Annotated in this window: 24 protein-coding genes and 1 tRNA gene; 14 read left to right on the forward strand and 11 right to left on the reverse strand. The window is 57.6% G+C overall.

Annotated features, from left to right (window positions below):
• Positions 1-65: 65 nt before the first annotated feature.
• From J7399_RS00080 to J7399_RS00095, 4 genes are all read left to right on the forward strand, one after another.
• Positions 66-848 carry an ABC transporter ATP-binding protein gene (locus J7399_RS00080; RefSeq protein WP_209078288.1) on the forward strand — a complete coding sequence of 261 codons (783 nt, stop codon included), beginning with the start codon at positions 66-68 and terminating at the stop codon, positions 846-848.
• A gap of 95 nt (positions 849-943) precedes the next feature.
• Positions 944-1771, forward strand: a complete 828-nt coding sequence (locus tag J7399_RS00085) for an ABC transporter ATP-binding protein (RefSeq protein WP_209060296.1) — start codon at positions 944-946, stop codon at positions 1769-1771.
• A gap of 5 nt (positions 1772-1776) precedes the next feature.
• The gene (locus tag J7399_RS00090) at positions 1777-2787 is read left to right on the forward strand and encodes a branched-chain amino acid ABC transporter permease (RefSeq protein WP_209060298.1); all 1011 of its coding nucleotides are present in this window, start codon (positions 1777-1779) and stop codon (positions 2785-2787) included.
• Complete coding sequence (locus J7399_RS00095) at positions 2784-4088, forward strand: branched-chain amino acid ABC transporter permease (protein WP_209083457.1); 1305 nt, start codon at positions 2784-2786, stop codon at positions 4086-4088. The genes J7399_RS00090 and J7399_RS00095 overlap by 4 nt, the downstream gene beginning before the upstream one ends.
• A 72-nt stretch (positions 4089-4160) precedes the next feature.
• Here J7399_RS00095 and J7399_RS00100 read toward each other — a convergent pair whose 3' ends face one another.
• Positions 4161-5708: a helicase HerA-like domain-containing protein gene (locus J7399_RS00100; protein WP_209083458.1), complete on the reverse strand. Its 1548-nt coding sequence runs from the start codon at positions 5706-5708 to the stop codon at positions 4161-4163.
• Positions 5709-6238: 530 nt separating this feature from the next.
• Between J7399_RS00100 and J7399_RS00105 the strand changes: the two genes are divergently transcribed.
• The gene (locus tag J7399_RS00105; RefSeq protein WP_209060304.1) at positions 6239-6835 is read left to right on the forward strand and encodes an invasion associated locus B family protein; all 597 of its coding nucleotides are present in this window, start codon (positions 6239-6241) and stop codon (positions 6833-6835) included.
• Positions 6836-6928: 93 nt separating this feature from the next.
• On the opposite strand, the gene J7399_RS00110 is transcribed toward J7399_RS00105, so the two are convergent.
• Genes J7399_RS00110 through J7399_RS00125 form a run of 4 tightly spaced genes read right to left on the reverse strand, consistent with a single transcriptional unit; the run spans position 6929 to position 11198 of the window.
• Positions 6929-8137 (reverse strand): beta-ketoacyl-[acyl-carrier-protein] synthase family protein, encoded by a 1209-nt coding sequence (locus J7399_RS00110; RefSeq protein ID WP_209083459.1) that lies wholly within the window; start codon positions 8135-8137, stop codon positions 6929-6931.
• A 36-nt stretch (positions 8138-8173) separates the two neighbouring features.
• The gene (locus J7399_RS00115; protein WP_209083460.1) at positions 8174-8425 is read right to left on the reverse strand and encodes a phosphopantetheine-binding protein; all 252 of its coding nucleotides are present in this window, start codon (positions 8423-8425) and stop codon (positions 8174-8176) included.
• Positions 8426-8454: 29 nt separating this feature from the next.
• Positions 8455-9546, reverse strand: a complete 1092-nt coding sequence (lpxD, locus tag J7399_RS00120; protein ID WP_209083461.1) for a UDP-3-O-(3-hydroxymyristoyl)glucosamine N-acyltransferase — start codon at positions 9544-9546, stop codon at positions 8455-8457.
• 32 nt (positions 9547-9578) lie between these two features.
• Positions 9579-11198, reverse strand: a complete 1620-nt coding sequence (locus tag J7399_RS00125; RefSeq protein ID WP_209083462.1) for a L,D-transpeptidase family protein — start codon at positions 11196-11198, stop codon at positions 9579-9581.
• A 358-nt stretch (positions 11199-11556) separates the two neighbouring features.
• Between J7399_RS00125 and J7399_RS00130 the strand changes: the two genes are divergently transcribed.
• Positions 11557-12102, forward strand: a complete 546-nt coding sequence (locus J7399_RS00130) for a DUF882 domain-containing protein (RefSeq protein ID WP_209061982.1) — start codon at positions 11557-11559, stop codon at positions 12100-12102.
• A gap of 83 nt (positions 12103-12185) precedes the next feature.
• Here the strand turns inward: J7399_RS00130 and J7399_RS00135 are convergent, their stop codons facing one another.
• On the reverse strand, positions 12186-12629 hold the full coding sequence (locus J7399_RS00135; RefSeq protein ID WP_209083465.1) for a hypothetical protein: 444 nt from the start codon (positions 12627-12629) through the stop codon (positions 12186-12188).
• A 185-nt stretch (positions 12630-12814) separates the two neighbouring features.
• Positions 12815-12900, reverse strand: a tRNA-Leu gene (locus J7399_RS00140).
• A 181-nt stretch (positions 12901-13081) separates the two neighbouring features.
• On the opposite strand from J7399_RS00140, the gene J7399_RS00145 reads away from it, so the two are divergent.
• Together J7399_RS00145 and J7399_RS00150 are read left to right on the forward strand one after the other, a co-directional pair.
• Entirely contained in the window at positions 13082-13660 is a 579-nt protein-coding gene (locus J7399_RS00145) for a YqaA family protein (protein ID WP_209083467.1), read from the forward strand.
• 2 nt (positions 13661-13662) lie between these two features.
• On the forward strand, positions 13663-14124 hold the full coding sequence (locus J7399_RS00150; RefSeq protein WP_209083468.1) for a disulfide bond formation protein B: 462 nt from the start codon (positions 13663-13665) through the stop codon (positions 14122-14124).
• Positions 14125-14142: 18 nt separating this feature from the next.
• On the opposite strand, the gene J7399_RS00155 is transcribed toward J7399_RS00150, so the two are convergent.
• Positions 14143-14568, reverse strand: coding sequence for an Lrp/AsnC family transcriptional regulator (locus J7399_RS00155; RefSeq protein ID WP_209060320.1), 426 nt, complete (start codon positions 14566-14568; stop codon positions 14143-14145).
• 117 nt (positions 14569-14685) lie between these two features.
• Between J7399_RS00155 and rocF the strand changes: the two genes are divergently transcribed.
• Together rocF and J7399_RS00165 are read left to right on the forward strand one after the other, a co-directional pair.
• Positions 14686-15612, forward strand: coding sequence for an arginase (gene rocF / locus J7399_RS00160; RefSeq protein ID WP_209078279.1), 927 nt, complete (start codon positions 14686-14688; stop codon positions 15610-15612).
• 49 nt (positions 15613-15661) lie between these two features.
• Positions 15662-16708: an ornithine cyclodeaminase gene (locus J7399_RS00165; protein WP_209083469.1), complete on the forward strand. Its 1047-nt coding sequence runs from the start codon at positions 15662-15664 to the stop codon at positions 16706-16708.
• A gap of 35 nt (positions 16709-16743) precedes the next feature.
• Here the strand turns inward: J7399_RS00165 and J7399_RS00170 are convergent, their stop codons facing one another.
• Positions 16744-17484 (reverse strand): DUF3445 domain-containing protein, encoded by a 741-nt coding sequence (locus tag J7399_RS00170; protein ID WP_209083470.1) that lies wholly within the window; start codon positions 17482-17484, stop codon positions 16744-16746.
• Positions 17485-17660: 176 nt separating this feature from the next.
• Here J7399_RS00170 and J7399_RS00175 point away from each other — a divergent pair, with 176 nt between their 5' ends.
• Positions 17661-18896, forward strand: coding sequence for an alpha/beta fold hydrolase (locus J7399_RS00175; RefSeq protein ID WP_209083471.1), 1236 nt, complete (start codon positions 17661-17663; stop codon positions 18894-18896).
• On the opposite strand, the gene J7399_RS00180 is transcribed toward J7399_RS00175, so the two are convergent.
• Together J7399_RS00180 and J7399_RS00185 are read right to left on the reverse strand one after the other, a co-directional pair.
• A complete protein-coding gene (locus J7399_RS00180) occupies positions 18893-19204 on the reverse strand; it encodes a hypothetical protein (protein ID WP_209060336.1) in 312 nt (103 codons plus the stop codon). The two genes, J7399_RS00175 and J7399_RS00180, sit on opposite strands and share 4 nt — an antisense overlap.
• 12 nt (positions 19205-19216) lie before the next feature.
• Positions 19217-19774, reverse strand: coding sequence for a hypothetical protein (locus J7399_RS00185; RefSeq protein ID WP_209083472.1), 558 nt, complete (start codon positions 19772-19774; stop codon positions 19217-19219).
• Between the two features lie 148 nt (positions 19775-19922).
• Here J7399_RS00185 and purB point away from each other — a divergent pair, with 148 nt between their 5' ends.
• The 3 genes from purB (at position 19923) to J7399_RS00200 (ending at position 23174) form a co-directional block, all read left to right on the forward strand.
• Entirely contained in the window at positions 19923-21227 is a 1305-nt protein-coding gene (gene purB, locus J7399_RS00190) for an adenylosuccinate lyase (protein WP_209083474.1), read from the forward strand.
• Between the two features lie 147 nt (positions 21228-21374).
• Positions 21375-21914, forward strand: a complete 540-nt coding sequence (locus tag J7399_RS00195; protein ID WP_247742680.1) for a tetratricopeptide repeat protein — start codon at positions 21375-21377, stop codon at positions 21912-21914.
• A gap of 180 nt (positions 21915-22094) precedes the next feature.
• Positions 22095-23174, forward strand: coding sequence for a FliG C-terminal domain-containing protein (locus J7399_RS00200; RefSeq protein WP_247742681.1), 1080 nt, complete (start codon positions 22095-22097; stop codon positions 23172-23174).
• The last annotated feature ends 16 nt before the right edge of the window (positions 23175-23190 follow it).

Raw genomic sequence — 23190 nt, forward strand, 5'->3', positions numbered from 1 at the left:
GCCTTGCCCGGGCTGTTTCTCCATATATAAGGCGCAGCCAGAACTGTGCATTCGGGGGAAAAGCCATGATCGTCGTAGAAGACGTTCACAAACACTTTGGAGGGTTTCATGCCGTTGACGGTGCGACCCTTCGGATCGAGCCTGGCTCGATTACCGGGTTGATCGGCCCCAACGGCGCCGGAAAAACCACTCTTTTCAACGTCATCGCTGGCGTCCTTCAACCCACATCCGGTCGTGTGACCATGGCGGGCGAAGACATCACCGGCCTGCCGCCACATGAGCTGTTTCACAAAGGGCTGCTGCGCACGTTTCAGATCGCCCATGAATTCAGCTCCATGTCCTGTCGCGAGAACCTGATGATGGTGCCCGGCGGGCAATCTGGTGAGACGCTGTGGAACACATGGTTTGGTCGCAAGCGCATTGCGGATGAGGAACGCGCCTTGCGCGCCAAAGCCGACGAAGTGCTTGAATTCCTGACCATTGAGCACCTTGCCGACCATAAGGCGGGTCAGGTTTCAGGCGGTCAGAAAAAGCTGTTGGAGCTGGGGCGCACCATGATGGTGGATGCCAAGATCGTCTTTCTGGATGAGGTGGGCGCCGGGGTGAACCGCACCCTGCTCAACACCATCGGCGATGCAATTATCCGCCTGAACAAAGAACGGAATTACACCTTTGTCGTCATCGAACATGACATGGATTTCATCGGCCGTCTCTGTGACCCGGTGATCTGTATGGCAGAAGGCAAAGTGCTCGCAGAAGGCACTTTGGATGAGATCAAAGCCAATGAACAGGTGATCGAGGCCTACCTCGGCACCGGGCTCAAGAACAAGGAACAGCTGAGCGCATAACACGTCGGTATCGCATCGGTATCGCGGCTGTATTGCAGCGGTAAAGCGACGGTGCATTGACGGTGTTATCTGCTTGCTCAGCGAGGAGTGATGGGATGACGGGGAACCCGTATCAGGACGATCGTGGCAACAAAGACGCCTCGATCACCAACCCGAAAGGCGGCGGTGAGCTTGTAAGCTCCGTCGGCACCGGGAAAGAGATGAACACGACCAATGCCTTTTTGGTCGGCGACAGCATGACCGGCGGCTATGGCAAGGACGGTCCGGACATTTTGCATGACTGCACCATTGCCGTGAACCCGGGCGAAATTGCTGTGATCGTCGGGCCAAACGGCGCGGGCAAATCCACCGGTATGAAAGCTGTCTTTGGCATGCTGAACCTGCGTCAGGGCTCGGTGCGATTGGATGGGGAAGATATCACCGATCTGACCCCGCAGGCACGCGTGGCCAAAGGCATGGGTTTTGTGCCGCAAACCAACAATATTTTCACCTCAATGACCGTGGAAGAGAACCTCGAGATGGGGGCCTTCATCCGCACTGATGATTTCTCCGGCACCATCGAGCAGGTCTATCACCTGTTCCCGATCCTTAAGGAGAAGCGCAACCAACCGGCCGGGGAGCTGTCTGGCGGCCAGCGTCAGCAGGTGGCCGTGGGCCGCGCCCTGATGACCCAACCCAAGGTTCTGATGCTCGATGAACCCACAGCGGGCGTGTCGCCCATCGTGATGGACGAGCTGTTTGACCGCATCATCGAAGTCAGCCGCACCGGCATTCCAATCCTGATGGTCGAGCAAAACGCCCGCCAGGCGCTGGAAATCGCCGACAAAGGCTACGTGCTGGTTCAGGGCCGCAATGCCTACACCGGCACCGGCAAAGACCTTCTCGCGGATGACGAAGTCCGCAAGTCATTCCTGGGGGGCTGAGGACCATGGACTTTCTCAACGCCCTTGTGGCGCTTTCTAACTTTGTTTTGATCCCCGCAATCGCCTATGGCAGCCAGCTGGCGCTTGGAGCGCTCGGGGTGACGCTGATCTATGGCATTCTGCGGTTTTCCAACTTTGCCCATGGCGACACCATGGCCTTTGGCGCGATGCTGGCTGTGCTGATCACATGGTGGTTCCAATCCATGGGCCTGAGCCTGGGTCCGCTGCCAACCGCCCTGCTGGCCCTGCCCTTTGCGATTTTGGGCACCATGGCGCTGATGCTGATCACCGACCGTATGATTTATCGCTTTTACCGCGAGCAAAAAGCCAAGCCGGTGATCCTTGTTATCGTCTCCATGGGCGTGATGTTCATAATGAATGGCCTCGTACGCTTCATCATCGGCCCAGCGGATCAGAAATTCTCTGATGGCGAACGGTTCATTATTTCAGTGCGCGAGTTCAAACAGATGACTGGCCTGCGCGAAGGCCTTGCGATCAAAACCACGCAGGGCATCACCGTTGTGGTCGCCATCGTTGCTGTGGCACTGCTGTTCTGGTTCCTGAACCGCACCCGCACCGGCAAGTCCATGCGGGCCTATTCAGACAACGAAGATCTGGCGCTGCTGTCGGGCATCAACCCTGAGCGTGTTGTGATGTACACTTGGCTGATTGTGGCGGCACTCGCGACCACAGCGGGTGTGCTCTACGGGCTCGACAAATCCTTCAAACCGTTTGTGTATTTCCAACTCCTGCTGCCGATCTTCGCCGCAGCCATCGTCGGCGGGCTGGGCAGCCCGCTGGGTGCCATTGCCGGGGGCTTTGTGATTGCCTTTTCAGAGGTAACCATCACCTACGCGTGGAAAAAAGTGCTGAAATACATGCTGCCAGAAAGCCTTGAGCCCTCCGGTCTCGTGCAGCTTCTGAGCACCGACTATAAATTTGCCGTCAGCTTTGTGATCCTGATCGTGGTTCTGCTGTTCAAGCCGACCGGCCTGTTCAAGGGGAAATCGGTATGAGTGAACAGCTAAAAAACACCGCCCTCTTTGCCCTGGTCTTTGGCCTGATTGTACTGACCGGCTTTATGCAGAGCTGGAACGTCGCGCTGCTGATCCTCAACATGGGGCTGATTTCGGCAATCATGGCGCTTGGCGTGAACCTGCAGTGGGGCTTTGCCGGGTTGTTTAACGTGGGTGTTATGGGCTTTGTCGCGCTTGGTGGTCTGGCCGTTGTACTGACCTCCGCAGCGCCTGTTGACGGTGCCTGGAGCGCAGGTGGCTGGCGAATTATGATCGCTTTGCTTGCGGGTGCCGGCACAATTGTGGGCGCGGTTATGCTGCGTCAAAAAATGCCTGCTGGGCGTGCGCGCAATCTCGCAACGCTCACCATCCTGGTGGCGGGTTTCTTCCTCTACCGCGGTATCTTTGATCCCGGTGTGGCCGCTGTCGAGGCGATCAATCCAGCGCTGCAGGGCAATCTGGGTGGTCTGAACCTGCCAGTGCTGCTGGCTTGGCCTGTGGGTGGCCTGCTGGCTGCTGGTGTGGCCTGGCTGATCGGCAAAACCGCTCTGGGTCTGCGTTCTGACTATCTGGCGATTGCGACGCTGGGGATCGCGGAAATCATCATTGCCGTGATGAAAAACGAAGACTGGCTGGCGCGCGGCGTGAAAAATGTGGTCGGGCTGGACCGTCCGGTGCCTTATGAGATCGACCTGCAGAACTCCTCAACCTTCATCAACCGCGCTGAAGGCCTGGGCATGGATGTGGCGACAGCCTCGTCGATCTTTGTGAAGCTGAACTATTCGGTCCTGTTTGCCATTGTGCTGATCTTGATCTTCGTGATGGCACAGCTTGCGCTCAAAAGCCCGTGGGGCCGGATGATGCGCGCGATCCGTGACAATGAGGTGGCTGCCGAAGCCATGGGCAAAGACGTCACCAATCGCCATCTGCAGATCTTTGTGCTGGGCTCGGCGGTCTGCGGCATTGCCGGCGCGATGATGACCACGCTTGATGGTCAGTTGACGCCTGGCACCTACCAGCCGCTGCGCTACACCTTCCTGATCTGGGTGATGGTGATTGTCGGTGGCTCCGGCAACAACCTTGGTGCGGTCCTGGGCGGCTTTCTGATCTGGTTCCTCTGGGTGCAGGTTGAGCCGATGGGGCTGTGGCTGATGGAGCTGGTCACCATCGGGATGGCGGAAGACAGCGGCCTGAAGAAGCACCTCATCGACAGCGCAGCCCATATGCGCCTGCTGACCATGGGGGTGATCCTGCTGTTGGTGCTGAGGTTCAGCCCACGCGGTTTGATCCCTGAAAAGTAAGAGAAAAAGGCGCTCCCTCGGGAGCGCCTTTTGCCTTCGGCGAGCATATTTTGAGAATGAGAAGGGGCTGGCTCAGCGCCCTTTGAAGAGACCGCCGAGAATACCGCGCACGATTTTACGCCCCGTGGTGCCTGTCAGCTCTTTCATCACCATCTTGCCCATGGCGGTGCCAAAGCTGTCATCTGACCGGATGCGCATAGACCTTGAGGACGATCGGCTCACCCGTCCACCGCTGTAGCGCCGGGCCGCGCTGAACTCACGCTGTGCCGTGAGTTGCTCTTCTTCCTGAGCTTCGACGACCTCCGCCTCCTTGGCTGCGCTTGCGGCGCGATCGCGCAGCATTTCATAGGCGGAATGACGATCCTTGGGGGTGTCGTATTTTCCGGCAACCGGTGAGTTGGCCATCACATTTGCCCGCAACGCCTGATCCAGTGGCCCAAGTTGCGACGATGGCGGACGGATCAGCGTGCGCTCTACAATGCCGGGCACGCCTTTCTTCATCAGCATCGAGGTGACCGCCTCGCCGACGCCCACCTCGCGTATCGCCGCTTCGGTCTCAAATCGGGGGTTTGGGCGGTAGGTTTCTGCCGCAAGGCGCAGCGCTTTCTTATCGCGGGCTGTAAAGGCCCTGAGTGCGTGTTGGACGCGGTTGCCCAATTGCCCGAGAATATCCTCGGGGATGTCGTCAGGGTTCTGGGTGACGAAGTAGACCCCCACCCCTTTGGAGCGGATCAGGCGCGCCACCTGCTCCACCTTGTCAATCAGCGCCTTAGGCGCACCGTCAAACAGAAGATGCGCCTCATCAAAGAAGAATACCAGCTTGGGTTTCTCCGGATCGCCCACCTCAGGCAGGGTTTCAAACAGCTCAGACAGCAGCCACAGCAGGAAGGTGGCATAAAGGCGTGGCGCGCCCATAAGCTTGTCTGAGGCAAGGATATTGATGCGACCGCGGCCTTCGGCGTCCACCCGCATCAGATCAGACAGATCCAGCGCCGGTTCACCAAAGAGTTTGTTGGCCCCTTGGTTTTCCAGAACCAGCAGGCGGCGCTGAATGGCACCAATCGAGTTGACCGAGATATTGCCATAGCGCAGGGCCAGCTCTGCGCGGTTCTCTCCAACCCAGACAAGCAGCGCCTGCAGGTCCTTGAGATCCAGCAAAGGCAGTCCCTGCTCATCCGCCAAGCGGAAGGCGATGTTGAGAATACCTTCCTGTGCCTCGCTAAGCTCCATCAGTCGCGCCAGCAACAGCGGCCCCATCTCCGCAACTGTGGTGCGCACCGGATGCCCCTGCGCCCCAAAGAGATCCCAGAAAGTCACTGGGAAGGCTTTGTAGCTGTAGCTCTCAAGGCCTATTTTTTCAGCGCGGGAGGTGAAAGCGCTGTGCAATTTGGCCTCCGCACTGCCGGAAGCGGCAAGACCTGAGAGGTCGCCCTTCACGTCAGACAGGAACACCGGCACCCCGGCTGCGGAGAATCCTTCCGCCAGAATCTGCAAAGTTACGGTCTTTCCGGTGCCGGTCGCCCCAGCAATCAGGCCATGCCGGTTGGCATATTTCAGAGAAAGCCCCTGTTTTTCGCCATAATCGGGTCCGCCACCGCCCAAAAAAATCTTGCCGTCCATCAGTGACTTACCTCGCCGTTGCCTTGAAAATGAGTTGGTTAACCGAATGCAGAATACATTGTTAACCTTTTTGCCCCATTTTCAAAGGTGTTCCAGACCAGAACTTAACGGTTTTGGGAACGAACTCCTCCCTGTTGAGTACTGGCCGCACGCACTGTGCGGCCCTTTTTTTTGAACAATTCCAAGGCAGAAGAATTTCTTTTTCCTGTTGACCGCAAACGATTTTGGCCGTAGCGTTTTGGCAATGAATAAGTCGGCCAGTCCGACGGGGAGTGAAATATAGGGAGAGGGCCCAGTTTTGGGCCCTTTTTCTTTGGAAAGTGACTGCCCCTTCAATCCCTTACATGCCATCTTTCGTGCAAACTTAGTTTACCCTCACGACCCGGCTGCGAGGCATGCTCCGCCAGATGTGTCCGCTCACAAAAGCGAAGCCTGTCAGCATTGATCAGGTTTTCATCAAGCGTGACCTGACAATCAAATTCTGCCGTGTTAAGCGACGGCAGACGACATGAGAACAATCAGGAAATCACATGCTCAAACTTCCAACTTTTATTGCCGCGTTGCTCGTGGCGAGCCAGCTCTCTGCGCAGAGTGTGCCATCTCTGTCTGACGGATCGCTGGCAATGGGGGAAGCCGTGGCCGGACAAGGTGAAGCCCAGATCCCGCAGGCCCCGAACAATGACGTGACCACCGAAGTTATCGGCGATTGGGAGCTGCAATGTGCGGCCAGCGGGCCGGAGCCGCGCCCATGCCGTTTGTATCAGCTTTTGCGCGACCAGACTGGTACGCCGATCTCTGAAGTCACACTGTTCAAACTGGCCCAACCTGAAGGTCAGGCGGTGGCCGGTGCGACTTTGATTGTCCCGCTTGAAACGCTGCTGACCTCGCAGTTGACCATGGCCGTGGACAGCAACAACGCCCGCCGCTACCCGTTTGCCTTCTGCAATCAGGCTGGCTGTGTCGCGCGGATCGGATTTAGCGAAGCCGATATCAACAACTTCAAAGCTGGCAACGTCGCGCAGATCACCATTGTGCCCGCCTTGGCCCCGGATCAGGTGGTCACCGTGGAAATGTCCTTGGCTGGTTTTACCAAAGCCTTTGACACCGCAGGTGGTGTCGATCAGTAAACGCTCCCAAAGCGTCAAAAACAACAAAGCCGCGCACCTGATGGTGGGCGGCTTTTGTTTTGTCAAAGTCTGTGTATCGACGGTCTTGCGGTATCAGACCTTCTTTAACGCCATCACCGCATTCAGCCCGCCAAAGGCAAATGCATTTGAGAGCGCCACATCCACATTGGCCTCTCGCGCCTCATTGGGCACAACATCCATTGCACATTCAGGATCGGCTTCCTCATAGCCGATCGTGGGCGCGATGACGCCATCACGCAGCGCCATGATACAGGCCAGAAGCTCCACCGCGCCGGTGCCGCCGATCAAATGACCATGCATGGATTTTGTGGAAGAAATCATCAGCTTATCTGCATGCGGGCCAAAGACATCGGCCACCGCGCTGCATTCGGTTTTGTCGTTTGCCGCCGTGCCGGTGCCATGCGCGTTGATATAGCCCACGTCTTCGCGGTTCAGCTTGGCATCGGCCAAAGCGCCGGAGATCGCGCGGGATGCACCCTGACGGGAGGGCATCACAATATCAGCAGCGTCTGAGGTCATGGCAAAGCCGACCACTTCCGCAAGAATCTCCGCACCGCGCGCCTTGGCGTGATCCATCTCTTCAAAGACAAAGACACCTGCGCCCTCGCCCTGCACCATGCCGTTGCGGGTGGCCGAAAACGGCCGGCACGCATCCTTGGACATAACCCGCAGCCCTTCCCAGGCTTTGACGCCGCCAAAGCAGAGCATGGATTCAGCTCCACCGGTGATCATCACCGGAGACATGCCGGAACGGACCATCTGAAAGGCTTGCGCCATCGCATGGTTGGAGCTCGCACAGGCAGAAGCCACCGTGAAGCTCGGGCCTTTGAGGTTAAACTCCATGCTGATGTGGCTCGCCGCGGCATTGTTCATCAGCTTGGGCACCACAAAGGGGTGTACGCGGTTTTTGCCGTCCTCATAGACGGTCCGGTAGTTTTCATCCAGCGTCTGCATACCGCCGCCGGAGTTGCCAAGGACAACGCCGGACTTTGCGGAAAGCTCACCGGAAAACTCAAGACCGGCCTGCGCCAGCGCCTCACGGGCCGCGACAAGCGCGAACTGCGTAAAGCGGTCATAGAGCGAAAGCTGCTGACGGTTGAAGATCACCTCTGGCTCAAAGCCCTGAACCTGCGCGCCGATTTGGACGCCCAGACGGTCCACATCGCGCATGTCCAGCTCGCCAATGCCACAATGCCCTTCACGCATGGCTGCAAGCGTTTGTGGCACATCATGCCCAAGGGCGTTGATTGTGCCGGCTCCGGTAATGACGACGCGCTTCATGTCCTCTTTCGCCTTATTCGTTCTGCGAGTGCAGGCTCAGCCTTCTACCAGCTTTTCAATGCCGGAAATGATGGTGGCTACTGAGGAAATGTCAAAGTCACTCTTCTCAGGCTCATTGGCATTGAAAGGGATCGAAATATCAAAGGCCTCTTCAATGGCAAAGATGCTTTCGACCAGACCAAGGCTGTCGATGCCAAGGCTCTCCAAAGTGCTGTCCATAGAGATGTCAGAAGGCTCCAAAACCGCCTGTTCGGCAATGATTTCAATGACTTTGACTTTGACACTCATTTCTCTTCCTTTCCCGCGGCCATCGGGTTTTAGGACTTAAAGCCCAACTTCGAAACAGTTTTTTGAAGATCTGCAAATTGCTTTGCCAATCGCGGCAACCGTCTGAGAGCTTTGTACATTTCCAGATTGGTTTCCATCTTGACCGCTGGGTAACCAAGCACAACCTGCCCCGGTGCCACCTTGCTCATCAGCTTGCTGCCACCACCGGCGATGACGTTGTCGCCAATGGTGGTGTTGTCGGTAACGCCAACCTGGCCGCCAAGAACCACGTTGTTGCCAATGCGCGTGGAGCCGGCAATGCCGACCAAGCCAGCAAACAGACAATCATTGCCCACGACAACATTGTGCGCCACATGAACGAGGTTGTCGATCTTGCAGCCATTGCCAATCTTGGTGTCGCGCACCGTGCCGTAATCTACACAGGAGTTGGCCCCAATTTCCACGTCATTTCCGATGGTTACAGCACCAAGCGAATGTATACGCGCCCAGGCTTGTTCATTGACGTCACCCTGATCCCCTAGTGAGGCGCGCGCTTTCTCTACACCACTCGCCTCAGGGGTCACAAACGACAGTCCATCCGCGCCAATCCGCGCGCCGGGTTGGGCCCAAAACCGGTCTCCGATGGTGACGCGCGCGCCGATGGAAACATGATCGCGCAGCATTGTGTCCTCACCCAGACGGGTATCTGCTCCAATATGGCAGAACGGGCCAATAACGCTGCGTGCACCAATCTGCACGTTTGCGCCGACAACCGCATAAGGTCCAACGGAGACGCCCTCGCCCATAGAGGCGGTTTCGTCAATCAGTGCGGTCGGGTGAATGCCTTCCAGATAGCCCTGACCGGGGTCCATCATGCGCGACAGTCCAGACATGGCAAACCGTCCGCGTTTGGCGGTGATCGCGGCCTCAAGCCCCATGCCTTCCCAATCTGCACCATCCCAAAGAAGCGCCACTTTGGCCTGCCCTTTGGCAAGCCCATCGGCGAATTTAGGATTGGTCAGAAGCGCCAGATCATCCGGACCAGCCAAGGCAGGTTCGGCAACCCGCTCCACGACCAAATCAACGTTGCCATGTGCCTGCGCATCAATTGCCGCAGCAATCTGCTGAACCGTAAACGCCATGTGCAACCCTCCGGATGATGTCGGAGGCGTGTTTAGCCTTGATAAGAGGTTAAGGCCACCCCTTCATTTGCCATGGCTTCCCAGATCTTTGCGTCACGACCATAGACGTCGCGGCGATACTGCACTGGACCTTTGGCCTCGGTGTAAGCCGTGCGGTAAATGATGTGCACCGGGATGTTCTGCTCCAGATTCACATGGGTTTCCCGCCCGGTTTTTAAACGCGACTGGAAGAAGCCTTTGGGGTTGTCTTCCTGTTTGGAGAGAAGCTCATAGGCAAATTCAAACGGTTGCTGCAGTCGGATACAGCCATGGCTGTAAGCCCGCACTTCGCGTTTAAAGAGCGCCTTTTGAGGCGTGTCATGCAGATAGATATTGTGCCGGTTCGGGAACATGAATTTGACCAAACCCAGCGCATTGCGGTTGCCCGGCGCCTGCTTCATATCAAACGGGAAGTTCCGGGTGGTGAACTGGGAAAAATCAACTGCACTGCGATCAACCGTTTGACCGCGGCCGTTCACCAAACGCAGATAACTCACAGCGTTCGGGTTCTGCTTCAGCAGAGGCAGGTATTCCTTGGTGGCAATAGAGCGTGGCACATTCCAGGTTGGATTGATGACCATATGCTCCATGGTGTCGGAGAATTCCGGGCTGCGGCGATCACTCTGGTTTTTGCCAACCACTGAGCGCGTGCGGAAGGTCAGCTTGCCGTCATCGATAATCTTCGCGGAAAAGTCGGTCAGGTTGACGAGAATTTCGCGTCCTTCTGTCTCGCGATCCAGCCAACGCTCTCGCTCCATGGCGACCATGATGGATTTCAGGCGGGTCTCGGCAGATACGTTGATCTCGCTGATCGTACCCTTGCCCGCGACGCCATCAATTTCCAACCCATGGGCTGTCTGGAATGCGCGCACGGCGTTTTCAACGTCGCTGTCATAGGAGGCGGTGGCGGAGCGCTCCATAAAGCCCATCCGCATCAGGCGGTCGCGCAGTGCAATAACCGAACGACCTTTATCGCCTGGCTCGAGTTTGGCAACAGGCACGCTCTCGCCCCACCCTCCTTGAGAAACCAAACGCTGAAGGCGCAGCTTCTCTTTCATCAAGCGGGTGTATTCCGGCGTTTGAGGTGCAAGCCCACGCAGGAAGCCCTTCGCATCCGCCGCCGCAATAAAGCTCTGCAAAAGCTCGGTGCGGTCACGCCGCGCAATCTCGCGCACGATTTCTTCGTCAATACGGGACGGCACCAGCATGCCGGAGGTCAGATCACGCGCATATCTCAGGTAAGCCTTGCTAAGCGCCACTTCCACAAGCCCCAAGTCCCGCGCGCTGCGCGCACTGGCCATTTGGGCAACCAAACGATCCACATCATAACGTGCCGCCGGCAGAGCATGATCCTCAACACGGGACAGCGCGTTGATCAGTGCCTTGCGCCGCTGAACAAAGATCTCCCCCTGCCCGGTCCAGATCGGATCGAAATCCGCGCCGCGGTAATAGGCTGCAATCGCATCGTCCCGCGCCGCTGTTTCTGCAACCGCCTGCTTGAAGGCTGGGAAGGCCTGCGCCTCAGTGGTCAGCGTTGAAACAGCGAGGACAACCGCGGTGACAGAGCTGAAAACACAGCGCTTAAAGCGGGACGCGCGCGAAGGTTGCAACATAAGAAACTTCCAATAGTCGGGATCAATTTAGACTTCGATTTTCTCCGTATCGACTACGCTGTCCAATCACAAGTTCGCCAAAGGGGGGAATGCGGTGCAATTTGTTGCACCGGTGCAGCGACGCCACAAGTCCGGCGGCGGAAACCTTTTGTTCAGGAATTAAGCAAAATTCTGCCTAAAACCCATGCTCCGCGCGTCAACGCCAAAAAGAAACCTTGGTGTAGAAATCCTTGTGTGCCATAAAAACCGCACATCTGAGGGGATGGATGACAACAACGGCCGCGTAACATCGCGGTGGCAGGTAAGCGACGGGACAGGCGCTGAAACTATGAACGAACCGAACGACGGCTCTTTGAGCATGACGCGGCGCGGCTTGCTGGGCGCGTTTGCAGCAACAGCATTGACTGCGGCTCCGACATATTCCAAAGCAGCGGGCTTTTTGCGCGGTGGCGGTGATATCCGCCGCATTCGTATGTATTCAGGCCGCACAGGTGAGCGCATCGACACCATTTACTGGGTCGAAGGCGAGTACATCAAAGACGCGGTCAGCGAAGTCAACGCCTTCATGCGTGACTGGCGCACCAATGACGTTATCAACATGGACATTCGCACCATCGACATCATGGCCGCAGCCCACAATCTGATGGATGCAGGCGAGCCTTACATGCTGCTGTCCGGCTATCGCAGCCCCAAGACCAACGCGATGTTGCGCTCCCGCTCCCGCGGCGTGGCGAAGAACTCATTGCACATGAAAGGCCAAGCAGCAGATTTGCGCCTCTCTTCCCGCTCAGTGACGCAAATGGCCCGCGCAGCAGCCGCATGCCGCGCCGGTGGTGTTGGCCGCTACTCCGGTTCAAACTTTGTGCATATGGATTGCGGCCCCGTCCGCACATGGGGCCGCTAAGCCCCAAACACGTCCCAATCCCTCAAAAAGAAAAAGGCGCCACTCAGGCGCCTATTTTTTTGCCAAGACCACGGCCCGCGCCCTTAGCCCTCGTATCGCCAGGCCCCTCTGCGCTCTGACAGCTCCGCCTCCCCCGGAAGCAGCGTTCCCAATTTCACCATTCCTGCCGTGACTGCGGGATCAGCGACCTGCGTTTCAGTGTCGGCCTCTGGAGCAGCTTCCGCCATTGCAGATGCAGTCTCGAGTTCGGCTTCCTGAGTATCTTGCGCTGGAGCAACCTCCGGTTCCGCTACAGGCGCCGCAGGCTTCGGCGCGGGTGCCACAACAGGATCCAGGGTCGCCGACACTTCGGGCGCTTCAGCCGCACTCGATGATTTGCTCATCATGGTCATGCCAAAAAATGCCGCGCCTGCAAGAATGGCCGAGACAACAAATCCCCAGCCCAGCCCGGCAAGACTGACAAGGAACACAAGGGCAGAAACAACAAGGGCTGCTATGGATTTTCGATTGCTGGTTGACTGTGACATATCTCTCCTCCCCAAGAGTGAGGGAAACTATAGGCCCGAGGAGCTCATGCACCTAGAGATATGTCCCAAAGCCCTCATAGGCCTTTGGTCGTATCAGGGTTAAACGCAAAGCGGATTTTGCGCGAAATTGCGTGGAGCGGGCATGCTCACCAACATTAACTACACGACGTAACCTATTGATTTTGTGGTGCCCAAGGAGAGACTCGAACTCTCACGCCCGTGAAGGCGGGGGATTTTGAATCCCCTGCGTCTACCATTCCGCCACTTGGGCCACGCTCTTCATTTAGACAAGCTTCTCAGGAAGGTCCAGCCACAAAACGCAACTTTCTGACAGAGATATGACAGCGACAGATTCGGCCTCACCGCACTCATTCGTTGATTATTTGCTTGCACTTCAATCCCGATGCCCTACGCAAGTGTAAGGTGCAAACTAGGGCTCAAGAGACCGAAATATGCTTCAACGCCTCTACAGCTGGACCATGAGTCTAGTAGATCATCCCCGCGCGCTCTGGGCGCTCGCGATTGTCAGCTTCATCGAAAGCTCGATCTTCCCAATTCCCCCTGACGTGCTGATGATCCCAATGATTCTGGCAGCCCCATCTCGGGCCTGGCTGATCGCACTGGTTGCGCTCATATCCTCCGTGTTGGGCGGTATCTTCGGCTATGCAATTGGCTACTTTGCATATGAGCAGATTGGCGAGCCGATCTTGATGTCTCTCGGCAAAGCGGACGCAGTGGCAGAGTTCTCAACGCGGTTTAACGACTTCGGGTTCTGGGCGGTACTTGGCGCGGGCATCACGCCCTTCCCTTACAAGGTCATCACCATTATGTCGGGGTTCACCGGCATGCCTATGGGCACCTTTATCGCAACGTCGATCTTGGCGCGTGGCATCCGCTTCTTCCTGGTTGCAGGTCTGTTGCGCAGATTTGGTGAGCCGATCCGCGACTTCATCGAGAACCGCCTTGGCCTCGTAACCACCGTCTTTCTTGTGCTGCTCTTTGGCGGCTTCTTGGTGGTGAGATACCTATAATAATGACGCAAAAACATGTCTTTCTGCTGCTGACCGGATTTTCGGTCAGCATGGTCCTTGGGGCTTGGGCTTTTGAATTCATTGGCGGGCTAGCGCCCTGCAAGCTCTGCTACTACCAGCGCTACCCGCATTGGGTGGCAGCAGGTGCCGGAGCTTTGGCTGCCCTCTCAGGCATGACACTCCTGGCCTATGTGGCCGCTCTGGGTGCGGCGACGTCCGGCCTGATCGGCCTGTTTCACTCCGGTGTGGAACGCGGTTGGTGGGAAGGCCCCTCAACCTGCACCAGCGGTGACATCACAGGTATGAGCGCCGACGATCTTTTCAATCAGATCATGTCCGCGCCTTTGGTGCGTTGTGACGAGATCCCATGGCAGATGTTTGGTCTGTCCATGGCCAACTACAACGCCCTCCTGTCCCTTGGCGCCGCCCTGATCTGGCTTTGGGCGATCAAGCGTACAGCCTGACCTGACGGTATCCAATCTTCACCCGGCCTTCCGGGTGGAGAGCAGCAGGCTGGTCTCGCTGGTAGCCACCCCATCAAGGCGCCGTATCTGGGCCAGCACGTCATCAAGTTCCGCCAAAGTCTCGGTTCCCAATTCCACAATCAGATCCCAACGGCCATTGGTGCTGTGAATGGCGCGTACCGGCGTAAATCCGGTGAGGTGGCGCACAATTCGGTCTGTCCCCCTGCCCTCAATACCGATAGACATAAGCCCGCGCACTGGATCGCTTTTCATGTCGTCTTGCAAGACCACAGTAAAGCCGACGATGTCCCCGCGCTGACGCAGGCGCTCGATCCGCCCTCGCACCGTGGTGCGCGAGACGCCAAGCGTGATCGCCAGATCAGACAACGAGGCGCGCGCATCGTTGCGCAATGCCGAAATCAGCTTGCGATCCACATCATCCATTTCGACAGCTCCACATTCCAATCTGAACAATCTCTTCGCGTTATGTGCAAATTGCTGGGTGTAAATCAATTCATTTCGGAAACATCTTCCGAGAAATAGCGTCAAATGGATGAGCAAATGACACAAAAGACCTGTTTGTTGGTCGGCGCGCCGGTGGATAGCGGCAAACGCCGTCGTGGATGTCTGATGGGGCCGGATGCCTTTCGAACGGCTGGCCTGCGTGAAAGCCTTGAGGATCTCGGGCATGCGGTCGAAGACCTCGGCAATCTCGCGCCTCGCGCCTTTTCAGATGAAATGACAGAAGGCGCACCCTATGCGCTCAATGAAACCATTGCCTGGACCGAGCGTCTCACCACTGCGGCAAAGGAGGCCTGCGCGCGTGGCTTCCCTATTTTCTTGGGTGGAGATCATAGCCTGTCCGCTGGCACGGTTGCCGGTGTTGCCAATCACGCCGCCAAAGAGGGCCGTCCGCTGTTTGTGCTGTGGCTGGATGCACATACCGATTTTCACACACCTCAAAGCAGTGACAGCGGCAATCTTCACGGCACGCCCGTGGCCTACTTCGCTGGGCGTGATGGGTTTGACGGCTTTCCGGCTGTGCAGAACCCCGTGCCCGAAGCAAACATCTGCATGATCGGCTTGCGCTCGGTGGATGCAGCAGAGCGCGAGACGCTGCAAGCAACAGAAATCCGCCGCCACGATATGCGCGATATCGACGAAAACGGCATTGCCCGACCGCTCGCGACCTTCCTTGAGCATGTGTCGAAAAACAATGGCTTGCTGCATGTGTCGCTCGACGTGGACTTTCTGGACCCATCCGTAGCCCCAGCCGTAGGCACGACCGTACCGGGCGGAGCCACTGTGCGCGAGGCCCATCTGGTCATGGAAATGCTGCATGACAGCGGGCTGCTGAGCTCGCTGGATCTGGTCGAATTGAACCCCTTCCTCGACGAACGCGGGCGCACCGCCAAGCTGATGGTCGATCTTGCGGCCTCGGCACTCGGTCGGCGGGTCTTTGATCGCCCAACCCGAAGCTTCTCCTAACTTTCGCGGGCAGGTCCGCCCCACTTCTCTCTGACGGAGCCACACTCATATGTCCCAACCTTCTGAAAAAGCCCTCGTTCCCTTTGTCTCCGTCGACAATATGATGCGGCTTGTGCATCACACCGGCGTCGAGCAGGTGCTGATCGACCTCACACGCTATGTCGAAGAAGATTTTCGCCGCTGGGAGCAGTTTGATAAAACACCCCGCGTGGCAAGCCATTCCGACGTCGGTGTGATCGAACTCATGCCGACTTCTGACGGCGAAGCCTACGGCTTCAAATATGTCAACGGCCACCCCAAGAACACCGCCGAAGGGCTGCAGACCGTGACCGCTTTTGGTCTGCTCGCTGATGTCTACACCGGCTATCCGGTTCTGCTGACGGAAATGACCATTCTGACAGCCCTGCGCACAGCAGCCACCTCAGCAATGGCCGCTAAGTATCTGGCACCAAAAGACACAGACACCATGGCAATGATCGGAAACGGCGCGCAGTCCGAATTCCAGTCGCTCGCCATGAAGGCTATCATGGGCGTAAAAACCGTGCGCCTGTATGACAAAGACCCGGCTGCTACTGCAAAATGCGCCGCCAATCTTGCAGGCAGCGGGTTGACCGTTGTCAGCTGTTCTTCGCCTGAGGAGGCGATCGAAGGCGCGCAGATCCTGACCACCTGCACGGCAGACAAACAATACGCCACAATCCTGAGCGACAACATGGTTGGCGCAGGTGTGCATATCAACGCGATTGGCGGAGACTGCCCCGGCAAGACCGAACTGGCCAAAGGCATTCTGGAGCGTTCCGAAGTGTTTGTGGAATTCCCGCCACAGACCCGCATCGAGGGCGAAATCCAGCAGATGCCTGAGGATTTTGCCGTCACCGAGCTCTGGCAGGTGATCACAGGCGCAGAACAGGGCCGCCGCGATACGCGCCAGACCACTCTGTTTGACAGTGTGGGCTTTGCAATCGAGGATTTCTCGGCGCTGCGCTATATCCGCGACAAGGTGGCGGAAACCTCATTTCACGAAGATCTGGATATGCTTGCAGATCCGGATGATCCGCGTGATCTGTTTGGCATGCTGCAACGCGCCAAGGTCTGAACTCGGTTCTGCCAGCGAAATCCGGCTGCGGCGCGCTAAAGGATATCTTCGCGCCGCACCACAAAGGTGTGGATTGAGAATATCACCGCATCGCTCTGAGGCAGGCGCAGGATGCTCTGACGTTCTGAGCGCAGATACGCCCCTGCTTTTGCCGGCACCGGATCGCGTGGCGCGTTTTCTGAGCGCGGCGTAAACAACGTGGGATCGTCATACCACAGCGCATTCTTACGCCACAGCGGACGCCCGGCGCGCACGCCATCAAACAAACGCTGCACGCGTTTCGCAATGTTGGCGTCATATTCCCCCACTGGAATATGGATATCGATCAGCGGTTTCTGAAACTTCTCCGCCAAAGTCCAGCTCGCAGGAAAACAAAGCACCGCGCCGGTGAGCACATGCTCCTCTCCCTGTTTTTGCAGCAGACAGATGTCCTCCTGAATGATCTGGCCAAGGCTCATCAGAGGCTGGCTCCAGTCCAACGTCACCTCGCGCCCATCCGGACAAACAACCACTGTTTCAGAAACACCAAAACCCTCGCGCTGCGATAGGCAATCCAGCACAACGCGCAAAGCCTCCTGCGCGGCAGGCAAAGCTTCAGGCGCAAGGCAAGCCACCTCATCCGGGCGTTGTTTCAAAAGAGCGCAGCGCAAAGCCATCTGCGCCGCATAAGCGTCATCAAAAATCAGCCAGTCCGCAGGCTCAAGCGGCGCAATACCCGGCAAGGGCTTCTGCGCCAGCGCGTCATAAGGAATCTGTTTCTGTAGAATAGGTTGCATGGCGTCTTGCTATCCAATCACAAGCTCGGAAGCACGCTCAAAATCATCCTCAGTCGGCTGGGCACCAAAATTGTTCGCTCGCACAAAGTCACCTTCCTGTGACCAAACGAAATCTTCCTTTTATAGGCGGCTTTGCGCCCACACATTGAGAGGCAACTGCTCTCTGGAGATACCACATGCCCATCGAACGCATCACCTTCCCCGGCCACGGTGGCGATCAGCTTGCCGCCCGCCTTGATTTGCCTGACGGCCCACATCTGGCCACGGCCCTATTTGCCCATTGCTTCACCTGTTCCAAAGACATCCCAGCCGCCCGCCGCATCGCCTCGCGTCTTGCGGCGATGGGCATTGCGGTCTTGCGGTTTGATTTTACCGGCCTCGGACATTCAGAAGGGGAGTTTGCCAACACGCATTTCTCCTCCAACGTCGCAGATCTTGAAGCGGCAGCGGCCTATCTGGAAAGCCGCGGCATGGCACCAAGCCTGCTGATCGGCCATAGCCTGGGCGGTGCGGCCGTTCTCAAGGCCGCCACGCGCATTGCCAGTTCCAAAGCGGTCGTCACCTTGGGCGCCCCGTTTGAGCCGGAACATGTCAGCCACCAATTTGGCGATGCGGTCACCGAGATTGACCAGCAAGGCCAAGCCGAGGTCAGCCTCGCGGGGCGTCCTTTCCAGATCACCAAAGCGTTTCTGGAAGATATCTCCGCGCAAAATATCGCGCCCTGCATCCGCGAGCTCAATCAGGCGCTTTTGGTGCTGCATGCGCCACGTGACAGCACAGTGGGCATCGAAAATGCTGCGCGTATTTTTGAGGCGGCCAAACACCCCAAGAGCTTTGTGACACTGGACGACGCAGATCACCTGATCTCCGATCCCAAAGACGCGGAATATGCGGCCGAAGTGATCTCCTCCTGGGCAGGGCGCTATCTACAGCTGCGCCCGCCTGCCCCGCCGCCCGGTGCGCCTGAAGGCATCGTGCGCGTTGCAGAAGCTGATCCAAACGGCTTTTTGCAGGACGTGAATGCAGGGCCTGCACATCACGCACTTGCGGATGAGCCTCTGGCCTACGGCGGCACCAACCAAGGCATGACGCCTTATGGGTTCCTATCCGCCGGATTGGGTGCCTGCACTTCAATGACCATCCGCATGTATGCGCGCCGCAAAGACTGGCCCCTCACCCATGTTTGGGTCGATGTTAGCCACGACAAGGTCCATGCGCGGGACGCCGAGGCCCCGGCCGGTCAAAAGGTGGACACGTTCTCCCGAACAATCCACCTGCAAGGCGATCTCAGCGACGAACAACGGCAGCGGCTCCTGGAAATCGCTGACCGTTGCCCGGTGCATCGCACGCTGGAGCAATCCTCGCTTGTGCGCACGACGCTGGCAGAACCGGCCTTGGCGGCAGCGACTTAGCGTCGCGGCCGTCCCACAGGCGGGCGCGCAACCGGAGGTCGAGCCACCGGCGGGCGCGCCACTGGTGGCCGGGCCACAGGCGGCGCAGGTGCAATCGGATGAACCGGGCGTTCTGGACGATCAGGGCGCTCGGGCCGGTCCGGCCTGTCAGGGCGATCCGGATGGTCGTGGTAGTAGTAGTCGTTCCACAACATGCTGTCGTAGTAGACACCGGTGCTGACATAGCCACCGCCACCTTCACAAGCCGCCAGAAGCATCCCCGCCAAACCGAGGCCGGCAATCATTTTCAAAGAGCGTTTCTTTGTCATGTCAAACCTCCCTCAGCGCGCGCGAATGGATTGCAAAATGGCATTCACATCGCTCAGAGCGCTGGTGTCATACCCTTTCTCAAGCACGGTCAACCCAACAACCACGCGATCGCGCGGCAGCTCCAGAACGGCCGCGGTGAAATGCACAGGGCGCCCATCGCGGCGGCCCGTGCCCTCAACGACAAAGGCAGGATAGCCAGCTATCTCGCGGCTTTCTGTGCCGGTGATCTCGGTGGTTTTGGCAAGCTGTCCGCTGAGGCTTTGCGCATAGTCCTTGGCATCTTCAAGCCCGCGCAGCTGCGGCGGCGACATCAAACCAACCCAAACGCCATTCTCCAGCTCAGGCGACAATCCAAAGACACGCGCAATCGGGCGCAGTGCGTCATCGTCTGACGGTGTGATCTCCCGTGCCCCGCCCACCCGCAATGTCCAAAAATCAGGCACAGTGACTTCAAACACGTTGCGCCCGGCGTCTGCATAGACAACCTCGGTGTCGGAAAGTGCAACCTGCGGCAGCAAGGACAACGCGCCCACCGCAGCACAGGCAACAAGGCTGGACCAAGCTTTCATAAATGCCTCCATCAAAATTTCGCGTAATAGGACACTTAGTGTGCTGCAATTACAAGCTAAATGCGCATCGCAGAACCACGTCCCTTGCTGTTTTGCGCTCCGACGTCTAAACGACGCTCGACCCCACGCTAACAAACAAGGCTGAGATATGATCCCGCGTTATGCCCGCCCCGAGATGGTCGCCGTTTGGTCGCCTGAAACCAAGTTCCGCATCTGGTACGAAATCGAGGCGCACGCCTGTGACGCGCAAGCCAAATTGGGCGTGATCCCGCAGGAAAACGCGGATGCCGTCTGGAAAGCCAAGGACGTCGAATTTGACGTCGCACGCATCGACGAAATCGAAGCTGTCACCAAGCACGATGTAATCGCCTTCCTGACCCACCTGGCAGAGCATGTGGGTTCCGAAGAAGCCCGCTTTGTACATCAGGGCATGACCTCCTCTGACGTTCTGGACACCTGCCTGAACGTACAGCTGGTACGTGCCGCAGACATTCTGCTCGCCGACATGGACAAAGTGCTGGCTGCATTGAAAAAGCGCGCGTTTGAGCACAAAGACACCCTTCGCGTGGGCCGCTCTCACGGTATCCACGCAGAGCCCACCACCATGGGTCTGACCTTTGCCCGCTTCTACGCTGAAATGGACCGCAACAAGGCCCGTCTGCAGCAGGCGCGTGAAGAAATCGCCACCGGCGCAATCTCCGGCGCGGTTGGCACCTTTGCCAACATCGACCCAGCCGTAGAAGAGCACGTATGTGAGCAGCTCGGCCTCACACCAGAGCCGATCTCCACACAGGTGATCCCGCGCGACCGCCACGCCATGTTCTTTGCCACGCTGGGTGTGATCGCCAGCTCTATTGAGAACATCGCCGTGGAAATCCGCCATATGCAGCGTACCGAGGTGCTGGAAGGCGCAGAGTTCTTCTCGATGGGCCAAAAAGGGTCCTCCGCGATGCCCCACAAGAAGAACCCGGTTCTGACCGAAAATCTGACTGGTCTGGCCCGTCTGGTGCGCATGACCGTGATCCCGGCCATGGAAAACGTGGCACTCTGGCACGAGCGTGACATCTCTCACTCCTCGGTTGAACGCGGCATTGGCCCTGATGCGACCGTCACTCTTGACTTCGCACTGAACCGTCTGGCCGGTGTGGTCGACAAAATGCTGATCTTCCCGGAAAACATGCTGGCGAACATGAACAAGTTCCCGGGCCTGGTGATGTCTCAGCGTGTGCTTCTCGCTCTGACCCAAGCGGGTGTCAGCCGCGAAGACGCCTACGCCATGGTACAGCGCAACGCATTGAAGGTCTGGGAAGAGCGCGTGGACTTCCAGGAACAGCTTCTGGCGGATGCCGATGTTGTGGCGGCACTGGGTGAAGACGGTATCAAAGAGAAATTTGATATGGGCTACCACACCAAACACGTCGACACGATTTTCGCGCGTGTTTTCAAAGACTAAGACACCAGAAATCACCTGGAAATCACAAAGGCGTGGCCCATGGCCGCGCCTTTTTTGAATTTTATTTGAACTGACAGCCCTGTGATTACGACATCTTAATACCACGTGCTAGCGTATTGCTAAGCACAGAGATTTTTTGGAGAAAGAATGATGTTGGTCAAATCCTTCGCAGTCGCGTCACTCGCCGTTTTTGCCGTGGCTGGACCTGTTTGGTCCGCGGGAAGCGGTTCTTCTACACCCAAACCCAAAACCGTGCATTGCAGCAGCGGCAAGGTATACAGCGAAAGCGCTGGCAAATGCGTCGTGCAGCAAGACAGCTCGCTGACCGACGAGGACTATTTTGAAAACCTACGCAGCCTCGCTTATGCCGGTGAAAATGCGGCGGCACAGGAACTGCTGGCGATGATGTCAGATCAAAACGCTGACCGCGTTCTGACCTACTGGGGCTTCACCCACCGCCGTCTGGGCAATGTGGATGAAGGTATGCGCTACTACAACAAAGCGCTGGCAAAGAACCCAGACAACATCCTGGCGCGCTCCTACATGGGTCAGGCTCACGTCGAAGCCGGCCGCCTTGATCTTGCGCGTGTGCAGTTGAAAGAGATCCGTGACCGTGGCGGCGAAGGCAGCTGGCCGGAGATCGCGTTGGCCAAAGCGATCCAGAGCGGCGACACGTTCAACTACTGATACGATATGAGGCAAACGTGTCTCCACGTTTGCCTCAAAAATCCTTTGCGACCTCCATTGGTCTTGGTGCACCTCGGCGTTCTCAAATCTTGGGAAAAAACCGAGGTGCTTTAAGTAAGTTGTTCAGAGTTTCTTTAGGGTTGAATGGGACATTGCAGCCTAAGACCTATGGAGACATTGATGAGCAGTGCGATTCCTCTGGCGCCGTTTGGTGGTGCCGCTGACATGCCCAGCTTTGGCAGCATGCGCAAAACCAATCTCACCCGCCCGCAAAAGGCAGCCATCATCGTGCGTTTTCTGCTCAATGAGGGTGCCGAGCTGTCACTGGCCGAACTGTCAGACAACCATCAGGCAGATCTGACCTACATGATGGGCGACATGGGCTACATCGACCGTGACACCCTTGCCGAAGTTCTGATGGAATTTGCGCAGGAACTCGAATCCATCGGTCTCTCTTTCCCGAACGGTATTTCCGGAGCGCTCAGCGTGCTTCAGGGCCAGATCAGCCCACTGACCGAAGCGCGCCTGCGCAAAGAGGCTGGCGTGCGCATGATCGGCAACCCTTGGTCGCGCATCAAGGAACTCACCGTGCCGGAGCTGATCAATATGGTCGACAGCGAGAGCATCGAGGTCTCTGCTGTCCTGATGTCAAAGCTCCCGGTCGACAAGGCCGCAACCGTTCTGGCCAAACTGGCCGGCGATAAAGCCCGCCGCATCACATTTGCCATGTCGATGACCGAAAGCATCACGCCTGAGGCGGTGGACCGTATCGGCCTGACGCTGGCTTGCCAAATCGAGGACCGCCCGCCCAAAGCCTTCAAACAAGGTCCCGAGGACCGTCTGGGCGCGATCCTCAACAACGCAACCACCGCAACACGCGACAACGTTCTGGAATCGCTGGACGAACAGGATGCGGAATTTGCCGTGGCCGTGCGCAGACGCATCTTTACCTACGCGCATATCGCAACCCGCGTGAAGCCGCTGGATATCCCCCGTCTGGTGCGCGATCTCGACGAAGGCAGCCTGATCACCGCCATGGCTTATGCCACCGAGGGCGACTTTGGCGTCTCCACAGAGTTTATCCTCAACAACATGTCCGCGCGTATGGCGGATCAGCTGCGCGAAGGTGTCAACGACCGCGGCGAAGTGAAAACCAAAGAGGCAGAGGCAGCCATGTCGGAAATCACGACAGGTGTGCGCGAGCTGGTGGAGCTAGGCGAAATTGAGCTGATCAGCGACGAGGATGACGACGAGGATTAATCATCCTCCCCAACGT

It is taken from the genome of Shimia sp. R9_1 (assembly GCF_017743775.1).
Lineage (GTDB): Bacteria > Pseudomonadota > Alphaproteobacteria > Rhodobacterales > Rhodobacteraceae > Shimia.